We start from the raw sequence: 17,885 nt of genomic DNA on the forward strand, positions 1-17,885 counted from the left end.
GAGTTACAGCATGCCTTCCGGCGGGTGTTCGCAGGGCAACTTACCGTTGATATAGCGCTCGATTTCAGGCAACGAGAAAGCGTCCTCTTCGCCGACGAAGCTGATCGACACCCCTTTCGCCCCGGCACGGCCGGTACGTCCGATACGATGAACGTAATCTTCCGGGTCTTCTGGCAAGGTATAGTTGATCACGTGGCTCACGTCTTCGATATGAATTCCGCGGCCGGCCACGTCGGTGGCCACCAGCACCTGCACGTCCCCTTCGCGGAAGCTTTCCAGCGTCTTGATGCGCTGATTCTGCGGCACATCACCCGATAGCATGGCCGCACTGACACCGGCTTTTTTCAGCAGGTCATCCAACTTACGCACGAGATCGCGGCGGTTTCCGAACACCATAACGCGCTCGAAGCTCTCCTGCTCCAGTAGCTTGACCAGCAGGCGTTGCTTGTCGTCATCGGAGACGAGATAGACCCGCTGATCGATATCCGCCTGATTTTCAACGGTCACTTCGATTTCGACATGCGCCGGATCGAGCGTCCACTGACTCGCCAGATTGAGAATATCGTCGGTGAAGGTGGCCGAGAACAGGAACGTCTGGCGCTCCTCTTTTTTTGGCGTGTAGCGAATGATCCGCTTCACGTCGGGGATGAACCCCATGGAGAGCATACGATCTGCTTCGTCGAGCACCAGCACTTCGGTTTCAGAGAGGTCGATATCACGCTTCTGATGAAAATCAAGCAGGCGCCCAGGCGTGGCGACCAGGATATCGATCTTCTTGCTCAGGCTATCGCGCTGTTTTTGATAATCCATGCCGCCGACGACACTGGCGACATTAAGCTGAGTAAAGCGCGCAAGCGCCTTGGCGTCTTTCTCGATTTGCAGCGCCAGCTCACGGGTCGGCGCGATGATCAGCGCGCGGGGAGCCCCCGGCTTTTGGCCCTCCGGTGTGGGCTCTTCGAGAAAATAGGCCAACACGGAGATCAAAAAGGCGGCGGTTTTACCGGTTCCCGTCTGCGCTTTACCGACGATGTCGCCTCCCAACAGCGTATGGCGCAGTGCTTCCGCTTGGATAGGCGTGCAGTACTCGAACCCTTGGGCGTGAATCGCACGCATCAAAGGCAGCGGCAGATCAAAGTCATGGAAGCGCCACTTGCCGGCAACGGCGGGCACCTGAAACTGACGAAGATCCCAGTTCGACTGACGACGACGCGGTTTACGACGACGACGTTTTGGCTTGCGGTTCTGGGCCGATGCTGTGGTCTGTTCCGACTCGCTCATAGGCTGTGTATCTGTCCATTGCTGTGGATGTTAGGCATCACGAAGTGCGCATTGTACCAGGGGTTGGCGATAAGAGCGCGCCCTGCTGTCGAAGGAGCACACTAGCCTGTTAGAATAAGGCCTACATTAACCCAGGGAGCGCGACATGACGCGTAAGAAAAAGACTCGTTCATTGGCGGATAAAGTAACGATCCGCACTGGTCGCCGCAAAGATTATAAAAAGTGGCGCCATGAGAATCCTGATCAGGTGACCTCGTCGCGCCGCTTCGTCGCCAAAAAGCAGCAGCAGCGCAAGCTTCAGGCGGTGCGCAAGCTGGCGCGCCAGCAAAGTGGCCAAACGATCGCCATCCATCCTGACAAAGCGGGCGACAACTCACCAGGAGAGCCGTCTTGATGCGTTTGGTTTCGTTCAACATCAACGGAATTCGAGCACGACTGCACCAGCTTCAAGCGCTGATCGACACCCATCAGCCCGATGTCATCGGCCTTCAAGAAACCAAAGTGCAAGACAGTGAATTTCCCACGGCTGACGTCGAAGCCATGGGCTATCACGTTTTTTACTATGGCCAAAAAGGGCATTACGGCGTTGCACTTTTATGCCGTCAACGGCCGCAAGCGGTGTATTACGGCTTTCCCGATGACGACGACGATGCCCAGCGGCGCATGATTGGCGTCAAATTGCTCGTGGAAGACGGCAAACCCGTCACGGTATGGAATGGCTACTTCCCTCAAGGCGAAAGTATCGATCACCCTACCAAGTTTCCGCACAAGGCGCGCTTTTATCGACAGCTCGCCAACCTGCTTAATACCCAGCATGCTCCCAACGAGCGCTTGGCGGTCATGGGCGATTTCAATATCTCGCCTGAGGACCAAGACATCGGCATTGGTGAAGCCAACCGCAAACGTTGGCTTCGAGAAGGCAAAACCAGTTTTCAGCCCATCGAGCGTGAGTGGCTGGAAGGCATCAAAGCGTGGGGGCTGAGCGACAGCTATCGGCTGTGCCATCCAGACAACGATGAGTGGTTTAGCTGGTTCGACTACCGCTCCAAGGGCTTTGATCGCGACCCCAAACGAGGGCTGCGCATCGACTACATCCTGGTCTCGAAGCCGCTGGCCGAGTGCGTGACCGATGCAGGTATCGATTACCCGCTACGCGCCATGGAGCGCCCGTCCGACCACGCTCCCACCTGGAGCGATTTTACGCTCACCCTAAGCGCGTGATGAGGTGGCGCCGGACAGACTTTCCGGCGCGGCTTAGTTAGCGGCTGGGGCCCTCTGACGCCAGTTCGGAAATACTGAGCTGGTAGTTCAAATAATCGTCGCTGTAGCTGCCTACGTAAATCTGGTAGTCACCAGCGGGCCAATTCGTGTATTCGATGTGCTCGTTGAGGCCCATTCCGCCGTCGTCATCGCACAGCAGGAACTTGCCAGGGCCATCGACGATCAGCGTGGTATCGCCATCGGCGAGTGTCCAAAGCTGCAGATAAGAGAAGGACTCGTTGAGCGTCATTTGATGATCGGGCGTGGTGGCGACGCTACCTTGGCAGCGGTTGCCGCGCATGTCCGTTCCAAACTGGCTCGCGGCCTCCTGCGCGCCGCCAGACACGAAACTGACCCGCCAGGGATCGGGAGAGAAACCGGGTGAAATCGCTAGATGGCGATCTTCACTGGTATCGGCATAGCCCCCGCTCGCTCCCTCGAGGCGACTGCCAGGCAGCTCGCTGACGAACAGGCCATAGTTATGAACTCCGCCGCCATAGCTACCGACATAAATACGGTACTCACCCGGCACCCAGTCGCTGTGCTCGATGCGCTCATTGAGACCCTCTCCCCCGTCGTCGTCACACAGTAGAAAGCGCCCGGGGCCGTCGATGACCAAGGTGGTATCGGCTCCCGACTGGTTCCATATCTGCAAAAAATCGAACCGGTCGTTCAGCGTCATGATGTGATCCGGCGTTTGTGAAATGCTGCCTGAACAGCCTACGCCACGCATGTCGGTGCCAAAGATACCGCTGGCGTCTTGACCACCGCCTGATACATAGCTGCGCTGCATGGGGTCGGGCATGAAGCCAGGCGACAGGGTGAGGTTCCGCTCTTGAGCGTGAGCCGCCGAGCCAGCGAGCGTACCCGCAACCAGCAGTACGGCGGGTAAATACGTTGTTTTATTCATGGCAGTCTAATGTATCGATGGAAGAGAGGCCTCGACGAGCAAGGCAACCGGACAGCCCCTACAGGCAGCCCGATGTTTATATCACATTCGCTTGAAGCAGCCATCAATCGAAATAAGCCAACCACTGCTCTGCTTGGTCATCGCCTAGATCGGCCGCCTGGGTCAGGGCCGCTTCGGCCTGTGCGTCTTCACCCCACCCATAAGCTAACTGGCCGTAACGTCGCCAATCCTCCGCTGTCTGGGTCAGCGCGGCCAGTTCGCGCCACGCCGCTAGCGCTTTATCGACATCCTTGGCCTGCTGCCAAGCCGTGGCGCGCAGGCGAAGCGTGTCTTCATCACGGGGAAGCGAATCCGCCTCTAGCGCCGCTTCTAAGTGCTCGGCAGCGCGCGCAGGCGTCCCCCCGGCCATATGCAGCTCGATCAGGGTGCGGCGTTCCTCAGGCGTAGAAAACTTACCCAATTGCCAGGCTGCCTCCCAAACGGCGGCGGCCACGCCCAGTTGGCCGGCCTGCTGGGCAAGACCGGCAGCCTGACGCCACGCCTCGGCGTCACTCTCAGCACTCAACCCATTCAGCAGCCAGCCAAGTGCCTGTGCGTTATCCCCTGTGTTTCGAAGCACGACATGGGTGAGCGTTTGCTGATCAGCCGTCAACTCCCCTTGTTCAAGCAGCGGCGCCAGCCACTCCATCGCCTCTTGCCAGCGCTCCTCTTCCGCCAACAGGCGTACGAGCTGCCAAGCCGTTTCCGCGTAGCGATCACTGCCCGACGACTCATTCAGCCACTGCTCGTACAGTGTGATAGCCTGACCCCGTTCTCCTGCGGCACGGCGCAGCGACGCTTCGTCACGTAACCAGCGACGCACTTGACTATCGGGGACACTTGGCCGCTGACGGGCACTGGCAAGCTCGTCGGCAGCAGCCAGGGGGTCCCCCTGACGCACCAGTGCGCTGGCGGTTAGCTGATGATACAGCGCACTCGCCCATTGATCTGCACGGTTACCACCTGCGAGTCGCTCGGACTGAGCGCGCGCATGAGCGATGATACTGTTCAGCACGTCAGGATCGGCTGAGCCGCTTGTCTGGCTGGCCAACTGACTCTGGAGCCGGTTCAGGTCCTGAATCATATCGCCCGGTAGCGGCTCATTGGCCGTTGCGGTGACGCTCAACGCGCTTAGCAACACGATACCTATCCATTGTGTTAACGCGCGTTTGTGGTCAACCATAACGACGGGCCTGTTTGGCGTATTTTCTATACGAGACATGTCACCGCTACCTTAACTGGAACTCGATACGCTGGGTGGCGCGCCGCAGCTGCTGGCTGGGCTCGAACTGCCAGCGCGCAATTGCCTCACGAGCGGCGTCTTCGAATACCCGGCGAGGCTGTGCATTGGTTACCCGAATGGAGCCTCCATCTACCCTTCCATTACGCTGAATGACAAATTCCACCTCCACAAACCCTTCCAAACCTCGGCGTTGAGCACGTGGAGGATAAGACGGGTTGACGCGATTCGTGGGCGCCACTTGACCGACACTCACGGGCTCATTCGAGGGCGCGGGCTCTGCGGCTGGTGCCGCTTCCCGCTGCGCGGTGGCAGGCTCAGGAGAGGGGGCCGCCGTTTCTGAAGGTTCGGGGGCGGGCTCAGGTGCTGGCTGGGGCTGGGGCTGCGGCGTAGGCTCAGGGCGCACCTCGGTCAGCTCCGGCAGCTCGCTTTCCAACTCGACGGGCTCTACCGGCGCGTCGGGTAGCTCTACATCTGGCAGCGCAATCGCGCTCGTGGCGACCGGCGCTGGTGATGGCACGGGCATGGGCGGTGGCGCTGAAGCGGCTTGAGTAGGTACAGGGGGCGATGTCTCCTGCTCCGGCGCCACCTCCGGTGCCTCCACCATGGTCATCGACATCGACATGATGGGCTCATCCACCTGCTGCTCGGGGGGAGCGACCAGCAGTGCCAGCATCCAGAGAAGTCCAACGGCCAGAGCGATACCACCTAGCATCGACAACACATGGCGCATCATGGCGCACTCCGGCTCGCTGCCACGGCAACCTGCTCGACGCCCGCCTGCTGAAGGCGGTCCATGACCTCGATCAGAACGCCGGTCGTCGACGCCCGGTCAGCCTGAATAACCACGGAGCCCTCACCGCTCAGCATTCCAGCCACCTGCTGGCCCACACGGTGAACGTCCACTGGCTGGCCATCGACCCATACGGCTCCTTCCGGCGTGACGGCAATCAACACTTGCGCATCGGGACGCGGAGTGGCCGCTGAGGCCTCAGGGCGATCGATGTCCACCCCGCTCTCCTTGATAAAGCTGGTCGTGACGATAAAGAAGATCAGCATGATGAACACCACGTCCAACATCGGCGTCAGGTTTACCTCATTGCTATCGTCAGCAGCCTCTATGGAACGGCGTCTACGCATCACTCTCCTCCAAGGCACGCGCTAAACGGTCATGCAGACGCTGGTCTTCGCGACGAATAACGTGCTCTAAACGGCTAATAAACAACATACCCACCACCGCAATGGCCATGCCCGTCAGCGTGGGCAACGTAGCCCGGGCAACCCCATCGGCCATGGCTCGGGCTTGGTGGGTATCACTCATCGAAAGGCTATCGAAAACGGTAATCATGCCCGTGACCGTTCCCAATAACCCGAGCAGCGGGCAAAGCGCCACGAGCAGCTTGATCCAAGGCAACGGCCGACGCAGCTTGGCCACCAGTGCAGCACTCCACACATGGCGTAGCGTGCGCGCGCTCCAACTGCGATGGTCGTTACGGGCCGTCCAGCGACGCACCAGCTCATGTCGCGATTGCCGCCAGCTGAAGCGGTAGTACCACCACCGCTCGATCGCCATGGCGAACACCGCCACGGCCACCAGCGCCAGCACCACGATGACGGCACCACCTGCATCGAGCAACCGCTCGACGGGCGAAAGCCATAGGGGTAGCGTAGGCATACTAAGTCACCGAGTGCGCATGGCCAGCGGACTGCGCTTCCAGATGGTCTGCCAGCGTGGCGCTTGCTTCGCCTTCGATCACCTGAACAATGAAGCGACTGCGGCTAGACAGCGCCGTTTGGGCAAACAGCAGCGGCACTGCCGTGACGAGACCCAACACGGTAGTGACCAGCGCCTGACTGATCCCCCCTGCCATGAGCTGGGGGTCCCCCGTGCCAAAGACCGTGATGGCCTGGAAGGTCACGATCATGCCTGTCACGGTACCCAGCAGACCCATCAGCGGCGCAATGGCGGCCAGCAGCTTGACGATGGGTTGACCACGTTCGATTTTAGGTAGCTCGGCGAGTACCGCCTCATCCAGCCTTGCTTCGAGCGCTTCCGGCGCTTGATGTTTGTCCATTTCTTTAAAGCGCTGCAGAACACGCCCCAAAGGGTTGTCCGCGCTGGGCTGATGCAGCGCTTGACGCTGGCGACGCACGCGGGCGCTGACCACCAACAGATACAGATACTGTGCCAAGGCGACTAGCAGGCCGATGCCCCCTAGCACCACGACCACGTAACCGACGTAACCGCCCTGCTGAAAGCGCTCCCATAGCGTGGGCTGCTGGGCCAGCGCTTCGAGCACGCTGCCCTGGGTAGGGTCGATAGCGAATTCGCGGCTCTCGCCGCTGTGATAAGCCGCTAATAGATCGCGAATATCGGCGGGGGTGCGTGGCACCTCGGCGAGGCCACCTTCCTCATCTTGCCCTTGTCGAAGCAGCGCAGACTCGGTGAACGCAGCGAAATCACCCAGTCGCACGATGCTGCGCGACGCTATGTCACCGCTGGCATCTGCTACCGGTAACGCCAAGCGCTCGGCACGGCCCGTATCCATGGTGAGAGCCGCTAGACGATCAACGACGGCCTCAATGTTTTGCCGTTCGAGCACGTCGACATCGTTCAAACGCGGTGGCAAAGCATCGGCCTCAAGCGTTAGCCAGCTATCGCCGCCTAGCTCGTTGCGAACCTCTTCGCTATGACGCGTTAGCTCCGCCAGTAGCGCCGTTAACGCCTCGCCTTGTTCCGCCTGGCGCTGAGCAAGTGCCTGCGCCTGCTCGTTTTGCTCATCCTGTTGCGCTTCGAGCGCAGCCTGCTGCTCCTCGGCAGCCGAGTGGGCATCACGCGCCTCTTGCAAAGCGGCTTCTAGCGCGTCTTGATCATCCAAGAAAGATTGAAGACGCACCTGGTCACGCGCCTGGGCAGCCTCGCGGGCCTCTCTTAACGAGCTGACATCGTCGCTTTGGGCCATGCCAACGCTGCTGGTCAACACGCCGACCAATAGGGTGAGGCAAAGCCTAGCCTTGGAGCGAGAAAACAGACTCATGGCTGCCCTCCTTGGTCATTAGCCGTGATCGAGAGCGGGAGCTTTAGAAGTTCTGGGGTACGCTGGTCGGCCGCAATCCGCAGTCCATTACGTACCTGGCGACGAGCGGGCTCGTCTAACGCGAGCCAAGTTCTCTCTTCTTTATCCCAGACACCGCCCTCTCGGCCATCCGGTGTCAAGTAATAAAAGCCAATACGGCCAATCCGCAAGTATTCCACCTCCCTGGGGGAAGCGCCCTCTATCTCCAAGCGGCCACGCCAGCTATCAACCTCGCGTCCATAAGCGAGTTCTGCACGCCAAGCTTCGATCAGGCTCGCAATGCGTTCGGCACTACTCGCCTCAGGGCTACCTGCAGACGCCACCCGGGCGAGGCGCTCATCGGTCAAGAAGGGAAGATCTGACTCGATCCATCGAGTGAGCTGTTCGGTCATATCCTGTTCGATCATGGGCAGCGCTGCGCGCGTATCGCTCAAGGTATCCAGCGCTTGATTCAAACGTTGCTGGCGTTCGGCCTCACTGACCAAGCGGCTGCTGAGCGTGGCGTTGGCGGCTTCCATCTGGCGGGTTTCCTGCTCCAGGCGGCGAAGTTCTTCAATGGCGGATCGCGTGGCTTCATCCGCCCTATCGATTTGCTGCTGCAGCTCAGACTGGGCTTGCTGGGCCTCGACACTTTGGGCCGCTTGATCCACCGTCTCATCACTTGCCATGAGCGCACCGCTGGCTAGCACGCCCGCTAGACAGCATCCACGCAAGGCAAAGAAAGGCCTGTTCCGCACGTTATGTCTCCGTCACTGCTCAGCGCGCCATCACGATCGGCGTGCTAAAACTCATTAGGTATAAGAACGATTTGCGTTTAACGCGTGCAGTGCATAGCGTACCACTAATAGAATTAATGACAATATTTATCATTAACATTCAGTCACCAGCGTATTTTCTGCACACAAAAAAGGCGCCTACCGGCGCCTTGATGACTAATTAAAATTAATGGTGATTTGCTACGATATGCTCTTTAGTGAGTGGCGCCAAAGGGAGCTGCCATGCTTCTTCCCGAGTCACCCATTTTGCTTCAGCTATTTCAGCTGCCGCCGTGACACGCTCATCAAGCACAAGGCTAAAGAGATATGCGTCCAACATCACACCTAGCTCATTGGCAGCGGGCGCTGAGTACAATCCGAGTGGAGAGAGACGGTCACTATTCACTATCAGCCCCAACTCCTCATTGAGTTCACGACAAAGAGCCTCTAGGGCAGTTTCTCCTGCATCGATCTTGCCGCCTGGCTGCATGAAAAAAGATGTATTGCGTTTACGCACCAATAGCAATCGACCTGTTGAATCGCTCACTACGGCGGCTGCTATTTTCAATACATTCGCGTTACTTGTTTGCATCATTCATCCACCAGATAACTGACGCCCCCACCCATTGGCAGCACTATCAAAACGCCCAGTCGTCGTCCTCGGTGGCGACGGCTTTACCAATGACATAAGAGGATCCCGACCCTGAGAAGAAGTCGTGGTTCTCGTCCGCGCTGGGCGACAGCGCGGCCATGATCGTTGGGTCTACGTCCGTCACGCTACTGGGGAATAGCGGCTCAAAACCCAGGTTCATCAAGGCTTTGTTAGCGTTGTAGTGAAGAAATTTCTTCACGTCTTCCGTTAGACCCACGTCATCGTACAGCGATTCCGTGTAGCGAACTTCGTTGTCGTAAAGCTCTAGCAGTAGCTCGTAGGCGTAGTCTTTCACTTCCTGCTGCCGCTCGGGCGTCTCTTCTGCCAACGCCTGCTGGAATTTGTAGCCCACGTAATAGCCGTGTACCGCCTCATCACGAATGATCAAACGAATCAGGTCAGCGGTATTGGTCAGTTTGGCGTGACTGGACCAATACATCGGCAGGTAGAAGCCTGAGTAGAACAGGAACGATTCCAGGAAAACACTCGCCACCTTACGCATGAGTGGATCGTCGGAGCGATAGCGATTCAAAATCAGCTCTGACTTCATCTGCAGCGTCGGATTCTCCTCGCTCCAGCGGAAGGCATCGTCCACATCCCGCGTGGCACACAGCGTCGAGAAAATCGAACTGTAGGAGCGGGCATGCACCGACTCCATGAAAGCGATATTGGTATATACCGCTTCTTCATGAGGGGTGCGTGCGTCCTCCATCAACACGGGCGCGCCCACGCTGCTTTGAATGGTATCCAACAGCGTCAGACCGGTAAATACGCGAATGGTCAGCTGCTTCTCCTGCTGCGTCAGCGTATTCCAAGACTGAATGTCGTTGGAGAGGGGCACTTTTTCCGGCAACCAGAAGTTACTGGTCAGACGGTTCCACACCTCAAGGTCTTTATCATCCTGAAGGCGGTTCCAGTTGATCGCATTCACTCGCGACAAACGTTGCATCATGGTCATCAGCGTTCTCTCACAAACATCATCTTAAAAGCGTTACCCGTTCAAAGCGTGCAGGAGACGCAGCCTTCCACCTCGGTGCCTTCTAAAGCACTTTGACGTAGACGGATGTAATAAAGCGTCTTGATGCCTTTACGCCAAGCGTAAATTTGCGCCTTGTTGATATCCCGCGTGGTGGCCGTATCCGGGAAGAACAGTGTCAACGAGAGGCCTTGGTCCACGTGCTTGGACGCTTCTGCGTAAGTATCGATGATTTTTTCAGGGCCGATTTCGTAGGCATCCTGGAAGTAGTCGAAGTTCTCTTCGTTCAAAAAAGGTGCCGGGTAGTAAACGCGACCCAATTTGCCCTCTTTGCGAATTTCAATCTTCGCCGCCACCGGGTGAATGCTCGACGTGGAGTGATTGATGTAAGAGATAGAACCGGTCGGCGGTACCGCTTGCAGGTTACGGTTGTACAGGCCGTGCGCCATCACCGAGGCTTTGAGCGATTGCCAGTCGTCTTGCGTAGGCAGTGCAATGCCGCTGCGCTCGAAGAGATGACGCACTTTCTCGGTACGCGGGAGCCACGCCTGATCGGTGTACTTGTCGAAGAAGGTACCCGACGCATAGGTGGAGTCTTCAAAACCAGTAAAGGTCTCGCCATGCTCAATGGCCAGTCGATTCGACGCGCGAAGCGCATGGAACGCCACGCTATAGAAGTACAGGTTGGTGAAATCCAACCCCTCTTCTGAACCGTAGTAGATATGCTCGCGGGCCAGGAAACCATGCAGGTTCATCTGACCAAGGCCGATGGCGCGAGATTTGGCATTACCTTCAGCGATAGAGGGAACGCTACGCAAGTTGCTCATTTCAGACACGGCGGTGAGGCCACGAATGGCGATCTCGACACTGGTCCCGATATCGCCAGAATCCATCACCTTGGCTATGTTCATCGACCCGAGGTTACAGGAGATATCCTGCCCTACCTGACGGTAGCCGAGATCGTCATCGTACTCGGTGGGCGTATTGACCTGCAGAATCTCAGAGCAGAGATTACTCATGTTGATACGACCCGCAATCGGGTTGGCGCGGTTGACCGTATCTTCGAACATGATGTATGGGTAACCAGACTCGAACTGCAGTTCAGCCAGGGTTTGGAAGAAGGCGCGCGCATTGATCTTATGTTTACGAATGCGCGCATCAGCCACCATTTCATGGTACTTCTCGGTCACGCTGATATCACCAAACGGTACGCCGTAGACGCGCTCGACGTCGTAAGGCGAGAAGAGGTACATATCGTCGTTACGCTTGGCCAGCTCGAAGGTGATGTCAGGAATAGTCACGCCCAGTGATAGCGTTTTGATACGAATTTTCTCGTCCGCGTTTTCACGCTTGGTGTCCAGAAAGCGCAAAATATCCGGGTGGTGAGCGTTGAGATAGACCGCCCCGGCCCCCTGACGAGCGCCCAGCTGGTTAGCGTAAGAAAAGGCGTCTTCGAGCAATTTCATGATCGGGATGATGCCCGATGACTGATTCTCGATACGCTTGATCGGCGCGCCGGATTCGCGAATGTTGCTGAGCAAGAAAGCCACGCCGCCGCCACGCTTGGAGAGCTGCAGCGCAGAGTTGATGGAGCGCCCGATGGACTCCATGTTGTCTTCGATGCGCAGCAAGAAGCAAGAGACCAGCTCGCCCCGCTGACGCTTACCGCAGTTCAGAAAGGTGGGGGTCGCGGGCTGGAAACGACCGCTAATGATCTCGTCGACTAGCGACTTGGCCAGCGCTTCGTCGCCGCGAGCCAAGGTCAGCGCCACCATGCAGACGCGGTCTTCATACCGCTCGAGGTAGCGCTTGCCGTCGAAGGTTTTGAGCGTGTAGCTGGTGTAGTACTTGAACGCACCCAGGAAGCTCGGGAAGCGGAATTTATACGCATACGCTTGCTCGAACAGCGCTTTGACGAACGCGAAGCTGTACTGCGCCAGCACGTCGGCTTCGTAGTACTGCTCTTCCACCAGATAATCCAACTTCTCTTCTAAAGAGTGGAAGAACACCGTGTTCTGATTGACATGCTGAAGGAAGTACTGACGCGCCGCTTCGCGATCCTTGTCCAACTGCAGCTCGCCGTTGGCACCGTACAGGTTCAACATCGCATTCAGCGCATGGTAATCCAGCGTGCGCGCCTCGGTGGCTCCCGCAGCAGGGCGTTGATCTGTCGAGTTTTTTGCAGCTACGTTCTTAGAGACTGAGCTTGACGTTTCCAAAACTCTTCTACTCCTTTGCGGACCTTGGCGACATCGTCATCGGTGCCAAATAATTCAAAACGATAAAGCAGTGGCACCTGGCACTTTTGGGCAATAATTCGCCCCGCCAAACCGTATGCGTCACCAAAATTAGTATTACCAGCAGCAATGACACCCCGTATAAGGTGTCGATTGTGCGCGTCATTTAAAAACTGAATTACCTGCTTTGGCACGGCCCCGTTGGCCGAACCACCCCCATAGGTGGGGGTGATCAATATATAGGGCTGCTCGATGCGTGGCGTAGGGGCTTCACGATTTAACGGTAGCCGCTGTGCACCCAAACCAAGCTTTTCTATGAAACGATGGGTATTGCCTGACTTGGTGGAAAAATAGACCAGCGTACCTGCCTGATTGGCTTCCACGTCAGCCGTGTGCATGGGTGACGATTACGCCAGCGCTTGAATGCGATCCGGGCGGAAGCCCGACCAGTGCTCTTCACCAACCACGACGACCGGTAGTTGACGATAGCCAAGCGCTTCGACTTCTGCTTGTGCGCCTGATTCAGCGGTAATGTCGATGACGGTGTAGTCGAGACCCTGCTTATCCAGCGCACGATACGTAGCGGTGCACTGGACGCAGGCAGGCTTGCTATAAATTTGGATTTCCATGGCTATTTTTCCTTTTCATAGCGGCAGTTTTCAGGTAGTGCGCAGCGCTTGCCCTACCTCTCTAAAAGTCACCACGCATACTATATATAGACCAAGAGAAAATCAATTCAAGCATATATGGTATTTTTTCATCCACAGGTTATTGACAGCTCATGCCCAGCGCTATACCCAGGCACAAAAAAACCGCCCCCTGATCAGGGGACGGTTTTAGGCGATGTAAAGCGCTTACATCGCGCTCACGAAGCGTGAGTCTTAGGCGGTGGCGGCTTGGTAACGACGCTCGACATCGTCCCAGTTCACCACATTGAAGAAGGCATCGACGTAGTCGGGGCGCTTGTTCTGGAACTTCAGGTAGTAAGCGTGCTCCCAAACGTCCAGACCGAGTACGGGCGTGTTGCCGTGCATCAACGGGCTATCTTGGTTGAGGGTATTTTCGACGACTAGTTTTTTCTCAGGCGTGACGGACAACCATGCCCAACCGCTGCCGAAACGGCCCAACGCGGCTTTTTTGAAAGCGTCTTTAAATGCATCCAAGCCGCCCAACTCGGCGTCGATGGCTTTAGCAATATCACCATGCGGCTGGCCGCCACCCTTAGGCGACATCATTTGCCAAAACATGGAGTGATTCGCGTGCCCACCACCGTTATTGATAACGGCTTGACGTTTTTCTTCGGGTACGCGGTCCAGATTGGAGATCAGCTCTTCCACTGGCACATCTTCAAGGCCAGTACCTTCCAGCGCACCATTCAAGTTGGTGACATAGGTATTGTGGTGGCGAGAGTGGTGAATTTCCATCGTCATCGCATCGATGTGCGGCTCGAGTGCATCGTAGGCGTACGGCAGTTCAGGAAGGGTATGTGCCATGCTATCTTCTCCTTGAGTGGCTTCTATTGCGTTCACTACAGTAGGTGTGGTCTTACTTCACCCTTTTCAACCACCGCCACGGCAATTTTTTACCATGGGCGGCAAACCTTTATCCCAGTACCTTAGTCAACTATTGTCAGTTTATCGAACCCGCCCGCAATAAAAAAGCCGACTTCTGGCGAAGTCGGCTTTTGCTAGGCAAGCAGTTCAATAGCTTATAACTTGCTTTCCAGCTCCGGCAGGATCTCGAACAGATCTCCTACCAGACCGTAATCGGCCACCTGGAAGATCGGTGCTTCGTCGTCTTTGTTGATCGCGACGATCACCTTGGAGTCTTTCATGCCCGCCAGGTGCTGAATCGCACCGGATATACCCACCGCAATATAAAGCTCAGGCGCGACGATCTTGCCGGTCTGGCCCACCTGCATGTCATTGGGCACGAAGCCAGCATCCACCGCCGCGCGTGACGCACCGATGGCCGCGCCCAGCTTGTCGGCAATGCCGTCGAGCAGTTTGAAGTTCTCGCCGTTGCCCATGCCGCGGCCGCCGGAGATCACCACCTTGGCACCGCCGAGTTCGGGGCGGTCGCTCTGCGCCAGCTCTTGCTTGACGAAGCGCGATTGGGCGTTGTCGACGACCACGTCCACCGCTTCCACGCTGGCGCTTCCGCCACTTCCCACTGCGTCGAAGGCAGTGGTACGCACGGTGATCACTTTCAGCGCGTCGTCGCTTTTCACCGTCGCGATGGCGTTTCCGGCGTAGATCGGACGCAGGAAAGTATCGGCGCTGTCGACGCCAATCACGTCCGATAGCTGGCTGACGTCTTTCAGCGCCGCTAGGCGCGGCAGGACGTTCTTACCCGTGGTGGAGGCGCTGGCCAGTACGTGGGTATAGTCGCCCGCCAGCTCCACCAGCAGCGCGCCCATGGGCTCGGCCAGCTGGTGGGCGTACACGGCGTTGTCCGCCACGCGTACTTTGTTGACGCCGTCGAGCTGGGCAGCGGCGTCGGCGGCGGCCTGGACGCCTTCACCGGCCACCAGCACGTCGATATCGCCGCCGATGGCTTGGGCCGCTGCGACGACGTGGGCGGTGGCGCCCGCTAACTGACCTTCATGCAGGTCGGCAAGTACCAGAATGCTCATGAGATCAGCTCCTTTTAAAGCACTTTGGCTTCGTTTTTCAGTTTGTCGATCAGCTCGTCCACCGAGGCGACTTTGATGCCGCCTTTGCGCTCGGCGGGGGATTCCACTTTGAGCAGCGTGACCTTGGAGGCCACCTCGACGCCGTAGTCGGCGGGGGTTTTGACATCCAGCGGCTTTTTCTTGGCCTTCATGATGTCCGGCAGTTTGGCGTAGCGCGGCTCGTTGAGGCGTAGGTCGGTGGTGACGATGGCGGGCAGCGTGAGGGCAACGGTTTGCAAGCCGCCGTCGATTTCACGGGTCACGTTGACCTTGTCGCCGTCTACGGCCACTTCCGACGCGAACGTGCCTTGCGGCAGGTTGGTCAGCGCGGCGAGCATCTGGCCGGTCTGGTTGTTGTCGGTGTCGATGGCTTGCTTACCGAGAATCACCAAACCGGGCTGCTCGTCGTCCACCACCTTGGCCAGCAGCTTGGCCACCGCCAGCGATTCGGCGCGCTCGTCGGTTTCAATGTGGATGGCGCGGTCGGCCCCTAGCGCCAGCGCGGTGCGCAGCTGCTCTTGGGCGGCCTTGGGGCCGACCGTGACGGCCACGACGTCGGTGGCCACGCCCTTCTCTTTCAGGCGCACCGCCTCTTCCACGGCAATTTCGCAGAAGGGGTTCATGGCCATTTTGACGTTGGTAAGGTCCACATCGGAGTGGTCCGCTTTGACGCGGATTTTGACGTTGTAGTCGATGACGCGTTTCACCGCGACGAGTACTTTCATAGGTTCCTCGCTTGGCTCGTGATAGAGGCCGTTAACCCGAACAGGCGCCGCCACTAACGGGGCAACGCTAAAAAATTCATGCAAGCGTTTGATAGGCTGGTAAATGAAAAACCCTATCAATTTGCCACAGCCTACCCACCATCAACAACTCTCTCTGCGTGCGGCCTTGGTCGTAGCCCATGGGAGTCACTTGCCTAATCAGTATGGATAAAGTGCGCATTTGCCATCGTAGGGGTGACCTGACACGGGTATTATGCCTATCATGGGAGATAACCAGAAGCAAACGACCGTTTTAAATTAAGGCCATCTTTTCATAAGCTAGTGCCTATTCACTAGCCCGACAACGATGGCGCTTATGAGAATAAGGAGAAACCGGGTGGAAAACGTTGAGCGCGATGTAATGGACTTTGACGTTGTCGTCGTCGGCGCAGGCCCATCAGGCCTTGCAGCCGCTTGCCGCTTGATGCAACAAGCAAACGAAGCCGAGCAGGAACTCACCGTCTGTGTCGTCGAAAAAGGCTCGGAAGTGGGCGCCCACATTCTATCTGGCGCGGTCTTCGAACCCCGCGCACTGGCAGAGCTGTTTCCTGATTGGGAAGAGCGCGGCGCCCCTCTGACGACGCCCGCCGTTCGCGACGAGGTATATCTGCTCAAAGATGCCGAGAAAGCGCAGAAAATCCCCAATGCGCTCGTTCCCAAAAGCATGCACAACACTGGCGGCGATCTGACGCGCTACGTGATTAGTGCGGGCAACCTGTGCCGCTGGCTTGCGGAACAGGCGGAGTCGCTGGGCGTCGAGATTTTCCCTGGCTTTGCCGCCCAGGAAGTCATCATCGAAGAGGATGTCGTTCGCGGTATTTTGATTGGTGATATGGGCGTGGGTGCCGATGGCACGCCCAAAGATGGCCATATGCCTGGTATGGAGCTGCGCGCTAAGTACACGCTCTTTGCCGAGGGTGCGCGAGGCCACTTGGGCAAGCGACTGATCAACGACTTTTCTCTGAATGAAGGCCGCGATCCGCAGCACTACGGTATTGGCCTGAAAGAGCTGTGGGATGTGCCCGCCGACAAGCACGAACCTGGCCTAGTGGTGCACGGTTCCGGATGGCCGCTAGATAGCAACACCCACGGCGGCTGGTTCCTCTACCATGCAGAGAATCAGCAGGTCGTCGTTGGACTGATCATGGATCTTGGCTACCAAAACCCGTGGCTCTCCCCGTTCGATGAATTCCAACGTATGAAACATCATCCGGAGCTCAGCCAATACCTAGAAGGCGGGAAACGCGTCGCTTACGGCGCACGGGCCATTGCCAAAGGTGGGTTCAACTGCCTGCCGAAAATGACGTTCCCAGGTGGTCTGCTGATTGGCTGCGACGCGGGCACGCTAAACTTTGCCAAAATCAAAGGCCTGCATACCGCCATGAAATCGGGCATGGTGGCTGCCGAGAGCGTCTTCGAGGCCATCAAAGAGGGTGATGAAGGGGGACAAGAGCTCGCCAACTTCACCAGCAAGTGGGAAGCTAGCTGGGCCTACCAGGAGCTAAAAGAGAGTGCGAGCTTCGGACCCGCCATTCATAAATACGGTACGGTAGGTGGCGGTGCCTATAACTTCGTGAATCAACTTCTGGGCAATAAACTACCTAACGTCCATGATACGACGACCGATCATGGGGCGCTGAAGCCGGCCGCTGAGTTCGAGAAAATCGTCTACCCGAAGCCGGATGGCAAGCTATCGTTCGACAAATCCACGTCAGTGTTCTTGTCCAACACGAACCATGAAGAGGATCAGCCTTGCCACCTGCGTCTCGCAGACCCCGACCTACCGATTCGCCATAACCTACCTAAATACGCCGAGCCCGCGCAGCGCTACTGTCCGGCGGGCGTGTATGAAGTCGTCGAAGACGATCAAGGCCAGCCGCGTTTCCAGATCAACTTCCAAAACTGCGTGCACTGCAAGACTTGCGATATCAAGGACCCTGCCCAGAACATCACCTGGGTAGCACCAGAAGGTGGCGGCGGACCGAACTATCCCAATATGTAAGTCCACCTCGATTGTTGCTGC

19 protein-coding genes are annotated in these 17,885 nt (G+C 57.5%); 3 read left to right on the forward strand and 16 right to left on the reverse strand.

Annotated features, from left to right (window positions below):
* Positions 1-3: 3 nt before the first annotated feature.
* Positions 4-1,278, reverse strand: coding sequence for an ATP-dependent RNA helicase RhlB (gene rhlB / locus FRH_RS16615; RefSeq protein ID WP_219861067.1), 1,275 nt, complete (start codon positions 1,276-1,278; stop codon positions 4-6).
* A 145-nt stretch (positions 1,279-1,423) separates the two neighbouring features.
* On the opposite strand from rhlB, the gene FRH_RS16620 reads away from it, so the two are divergent.
* Positions 1,424-1,672, forward strand: a complete 249-nt coding sequence (locus tag FRH_RS16620; protein WP_153843672.1) for a hypothetical protein — start codon at positions 1,424-1,426, stop codon at positions 1,670-1,672.
* Entirely contained in the window at positions 1,672-2,499 is an 828-nt protein-coding gene (gene xthA / locus FRH_RS16625; protein WP_239295770.1) for an exodeoxyribonuclease III, read from the forward strand. The genes FRH_RS16620 and xthA overlap by 1 nt, the downstream gene beginning before the upstream one ends.
* Positions 2,500-2,536: 37 nt before the next feature.
* Here the strand turns inward: xthA and FRH_RS16630 are convergent, their stop codons facing one another.
* The 15 genes from FRH_RS16630 to FRH_RS16700 form a co-directional block, all read right to left on the reverse strand.
* A complete protein-coding gene (locus tag FRH_RS16630) occupies positions 2,537-3,448 on the reverse strand; it encodes a hypothetical protein (protein ID WP_281997282.1) in 912 nt (303 codons plus the stop codon).
* A 103-nt stretch (positions 3,449-3,551) separates the two neighbouring features.
* Positions 3,552-4,670 (reverse strand): hypothetical protein, encoded by a 1,119-nt coding sequence (locus FRH_RS16635; protein WP_281997283.1) that lies wholly within the window; start codon positions 4,668-4,670, stop codon positions 3,552-3,554.
* 46 nt (positions 4,671-4,716) lie between these two features.
* Positions 4,717-5,463 carry an energy transducer TonB gene (locus tag FRH_RS16640; protein WP_139527272.1) on the reverse strand — a complete coding sequence of 249 codons (747 nt, stop codon included), beginning with the start codon at positions 5,461-5,463 and terminating at the stop codon, positions 4,717-4,719.
* Positions 5,460-5,867 (reverse strand): biopolymer transporter ExbD, encoded by a 408-nt coding sequence (locus FRH_RS16645; RefSeq protein WP_139527271.1) that lies wholly within the window; start codon positions 5,865-5,867, stop codon positions 5,460-5,462. The genes FRH_RS16640 and FRH_RS16645 overlap by 4 nt, the downstream gene beginning before the upstream one ends.
* Positions 5,860-6,402, reverse strand: coding sequence for a MotA/TolQ/ExbB proton channel family protein (locus tag FRH_RS16650; protein WP_139527270.1), 543 nt, complete (start codon positions 6,400-6,402; stop codon positions 5,860-5,862). Before FRH_RS16650 ends, FRH_RS16645 begins: the two co-directional genes overlap by 8 nt.
* A 1-nt stretch (position 6,403) precedes the next feature.
* Positions 6,404-7,765: a MotA/TolQ/ExbB proton channel family protein gene (locus tag FRH_RS16655; RefSeq protein ID WP_281997284.1), complete on the reverse strand. Its 1,362-nt coding sequence runs from the start codon at positions 7,763-7,765 to the stop codon at positions 6,404-6,406.
* Positions 7,762-8,541 carry a DUF3450 domain-containing protein gene (locus tag FRH_RS16660; protein ID WP_153843668.1) on the reverse strand — a complete coding sequence of 260 codons (780 nt, stop codon included), beginning with the start codon at positions 8,539-8,541 and terminating at the stop codon, positions 7,762-7,764. The genes FRH_RS16655 and FRH_RS16660 overlap by 4 nt, the downstream gene beginning before the upstream one ends.
* Positions 8,542-8,746: 205 nt before the next feature.
* Positions 8,747-9,154 (reverse strand): NUDIX domain-containing protein, encoded by a 408-nt coding sequence (locus FRH_RS16665; protein WP_281997285.1) that lies wholly within the window; start codon positions 9,152-9,154, stop codon positions 8,747-8,749.
* 43 nt (positions 9,155-9,197) lie between these two features.
* The gene (gene nrdF, locus FRH_RS16670) at positions 9,198-10,169 is read right to left on the reverse strand and encodes a class 1b ribonucleoside-diphosphate reductase subunit beta (RefSeq protein ID WP_139527267.1); all 972 of its coding nucleotides are present in this window, start codon (positions 10,167-10,169) and stop codon (positions 9,198-9,200) included.
* A gap of 41 nt (positions 10,170-10,210) precedes the next feature.
* On the reverse strand, positions 10,211-12,316 hold the full coding sequence (gene nrdE, locus FRH_RS16675) for a class 1b ribonucleoside-diphosphate reductase subunit alpha (RefSeq protein ID WP_153843728.1): 2,106 nt from the start codon (positions 12,314-12,316) through the stop codon (positions 10,211-10,213).
* Positions 12,317-12,372: 56 nt separating this feature from the next.
* Entirely contained in the window at positions 12,373-12,822 is a 450-nt protein-coding gene (gene nrdI / locus FRH_RS16680; protein ID WP_139527266.1) for a class Ib ribonucleoside-diphosphate reductase assembly flavoprotein NrdI, read from the reverse strand.
* A 9-nt stretch (positions 12,823-12,831) separates the two neighbouring features.
* Positions 12,832-13,053: a glutaredoxin-like protein NrdH gene (nrdH, locus tag FRH_RS16685; RefSeq protein ID WP_139527265.1), complete on the reverse strand. Its 222-nt coding sequence runs from the start codon at positions 13,051-13,053 to the stop codon at positions 12,832-12,834.
* Between the two features lie 252 nt (positions 13,054-13,305).
* Entirely contained in the window at positions 13,306-13,917 is a 612-nt protein-coding gene (locus tag FRH_RS16690; RefSeq protein WP_239295643.1) for a superoxide dismutase, read from the reverse strand.
* A 215-nt stretch (positions 13,918-14,132) separates the two neighbouring features.
* The gene (locus tag FRH_RS16695; RefSeq protein WP_281997287.1) at positions 14,133-15,059 is read right to left on the reverse strand and encodes an FAD-binding protein; all 927 of its coding nucleotides are present in this window, start codon (positions 15,057-15,059) and stop codon (positions 14,133-14,135) included.
* 14 nt (positions 15,060-15,073) lie between these two features.
* Entirely contained in the window at positions 15,074-15,823 is a 750-nt protein-coding gene (locus tag FRH_RS16700; RefSeq protein ID WP_219861074.1) for an electron transfer flavoprotein subunit beta/FixA family protein, read from the reverse strand.
* A gap of 376 nt (positions 15,824-16,199) precedes the next feature.
* Between FRH_RS16700 and FRH_RS16705 the strand changes: the two genes are divergently transcribed.
* A complete protein-coding gene (locus FRH_RS16705; protein ID WP_281997288.1) occupies positions 16,200-17,864 on the forward strand; it encodes an electron transfer flavoprotein-ubiquinone oxidoreductase in 1,665 nt (554 codons plus the stop codon).
* The last annotated feature ends 21 nt before the right edge of the window (positions 17,865-17,885 follow it).

It is taken from the genome of Halomonas sp. A020 (assembly GCF_027943625.1).
In the GTDB taxonomy this organism is placed as follows: Bacteria; Pseudomonadota; Gammaproteobacteria; order Pseudomonadales; family Halomonadaceae; genus Vreelandella; species Vreelandella piezotolerans.

Excerpts from the sequence above, each read along its gene's own strand:
- nrdH (WP_139527265.1), bottom strand. The coding sequence starts at position 13,053 with ATGGAAATCCAAATTTATAGCAAGCCTGCCTGCGTCCAGTGCACCGCT.
- nrdF (WP_139527267.1), bottom strand. The coding sequence starts at position 10,169 with ATGACCATGATGCAACGTTTGTCGCGAGTGAATGCGATCAACTGGAAC.
- FRH_RS16690 (WP_239295643.1), bottom strand. The coding sequence starts at position 13,917 with ATGGCACATACCCTTCCTGAACTGCCGTACGCCTACGATGCACTCGAG.
- FRH_RS16640 (WP_139527272.1), bottom strand. The coding sequence starts at position 5,463 with ATGATGCGCCATGTGTTGTCGATGCTAGGTGGTATCGCTCTGGCCGTT.
- FRH_RS16700 (WP_219861074.1), bottom strand. The coding sequence starts at position 15,823 with ATGAAAGTACTCGTCGCGGTGAAACGCGTCATCGACTACAACGTCAAA.
- FRH_RS16665 (WP_281997285.1), bottom strand. The coding sequence starts at position 9,154 with ATGATGCAAACAAGTAACGCGAATGTATTGAAAATAGCAGCCGCCGTA.
- FRH_RS16630 (WP_281997282.1), bottom strand. The coding sequence starts at position 3,448 with ATGAATAAAACAACGTATTTACCCGCCGTACTGCTGGTTGCGGGTACG.
- FRH_RS16655 (WP_281997284.1), bottom strand. The coding sequence starts at position 7,765 with ATGAGTCTGTTTTCTCGCTCCAAGGCTAGGCTTTGCCTCACCCTATTG.
- FRH_RS16635 (WP_281997283.1), bottom strand. The coding sequence starts at position 4,670 with ATGGTTGACCACAAACGCGCGTTAACACAATGGATAGGTATCGTGTTG.
- xthA (WP_239295770.1), top strand. The coding sequence starts at position 1,672 with ATGCGTTTGGTTTCGTTCAACATCAACGGAATTCGAGCACGACTGCAC.
- FRH_RS16695 (WP_281997287.1), bottom strand. The coding sequence starts at position 15,059 with ATGAGCATTCTGGTACTTGCCGACCTGCATGAAGGTCAGTTAGCGGGC.
- FRH_RS16620 (WP_153843672.1), top strand. The coding sequence starts at position 1,424 with ATGACGCGTAAGAAAAAGACTCGTTCATTGGCGGATAAAGTAACGATC.
- rhlB (WP_219861067.1), bottom strand. The coding sequence starts at position 1,278 with ATGAGCGAGTCGGAACAGACCACAGCATCGGCCCAGAACCGCAAGCCA.
- FRH_RS16645 (WP_139527271.1), bottom strand. The coding sequence starts at position 5,867 with ATGCGTAGACGCCGTTCCATAGAGGCTGCTGACGATAGCAATGAGGTA.
- nrdI (WP_139527266.1), bottom strand. The coding sequence starts at position 12,822 with ATGCACACGGCTGACGTGGAAGCCAATCAGGCAGGTACGCTGGTCTAT.
- FRH_RS16650 (WP_139527270.1), bottom strand. The coding sequence starts at position 6,402 with ATGCCTACGCTACCCCTATGGCTTTCGCCCGTCGAGCGGTTGCTCGAT.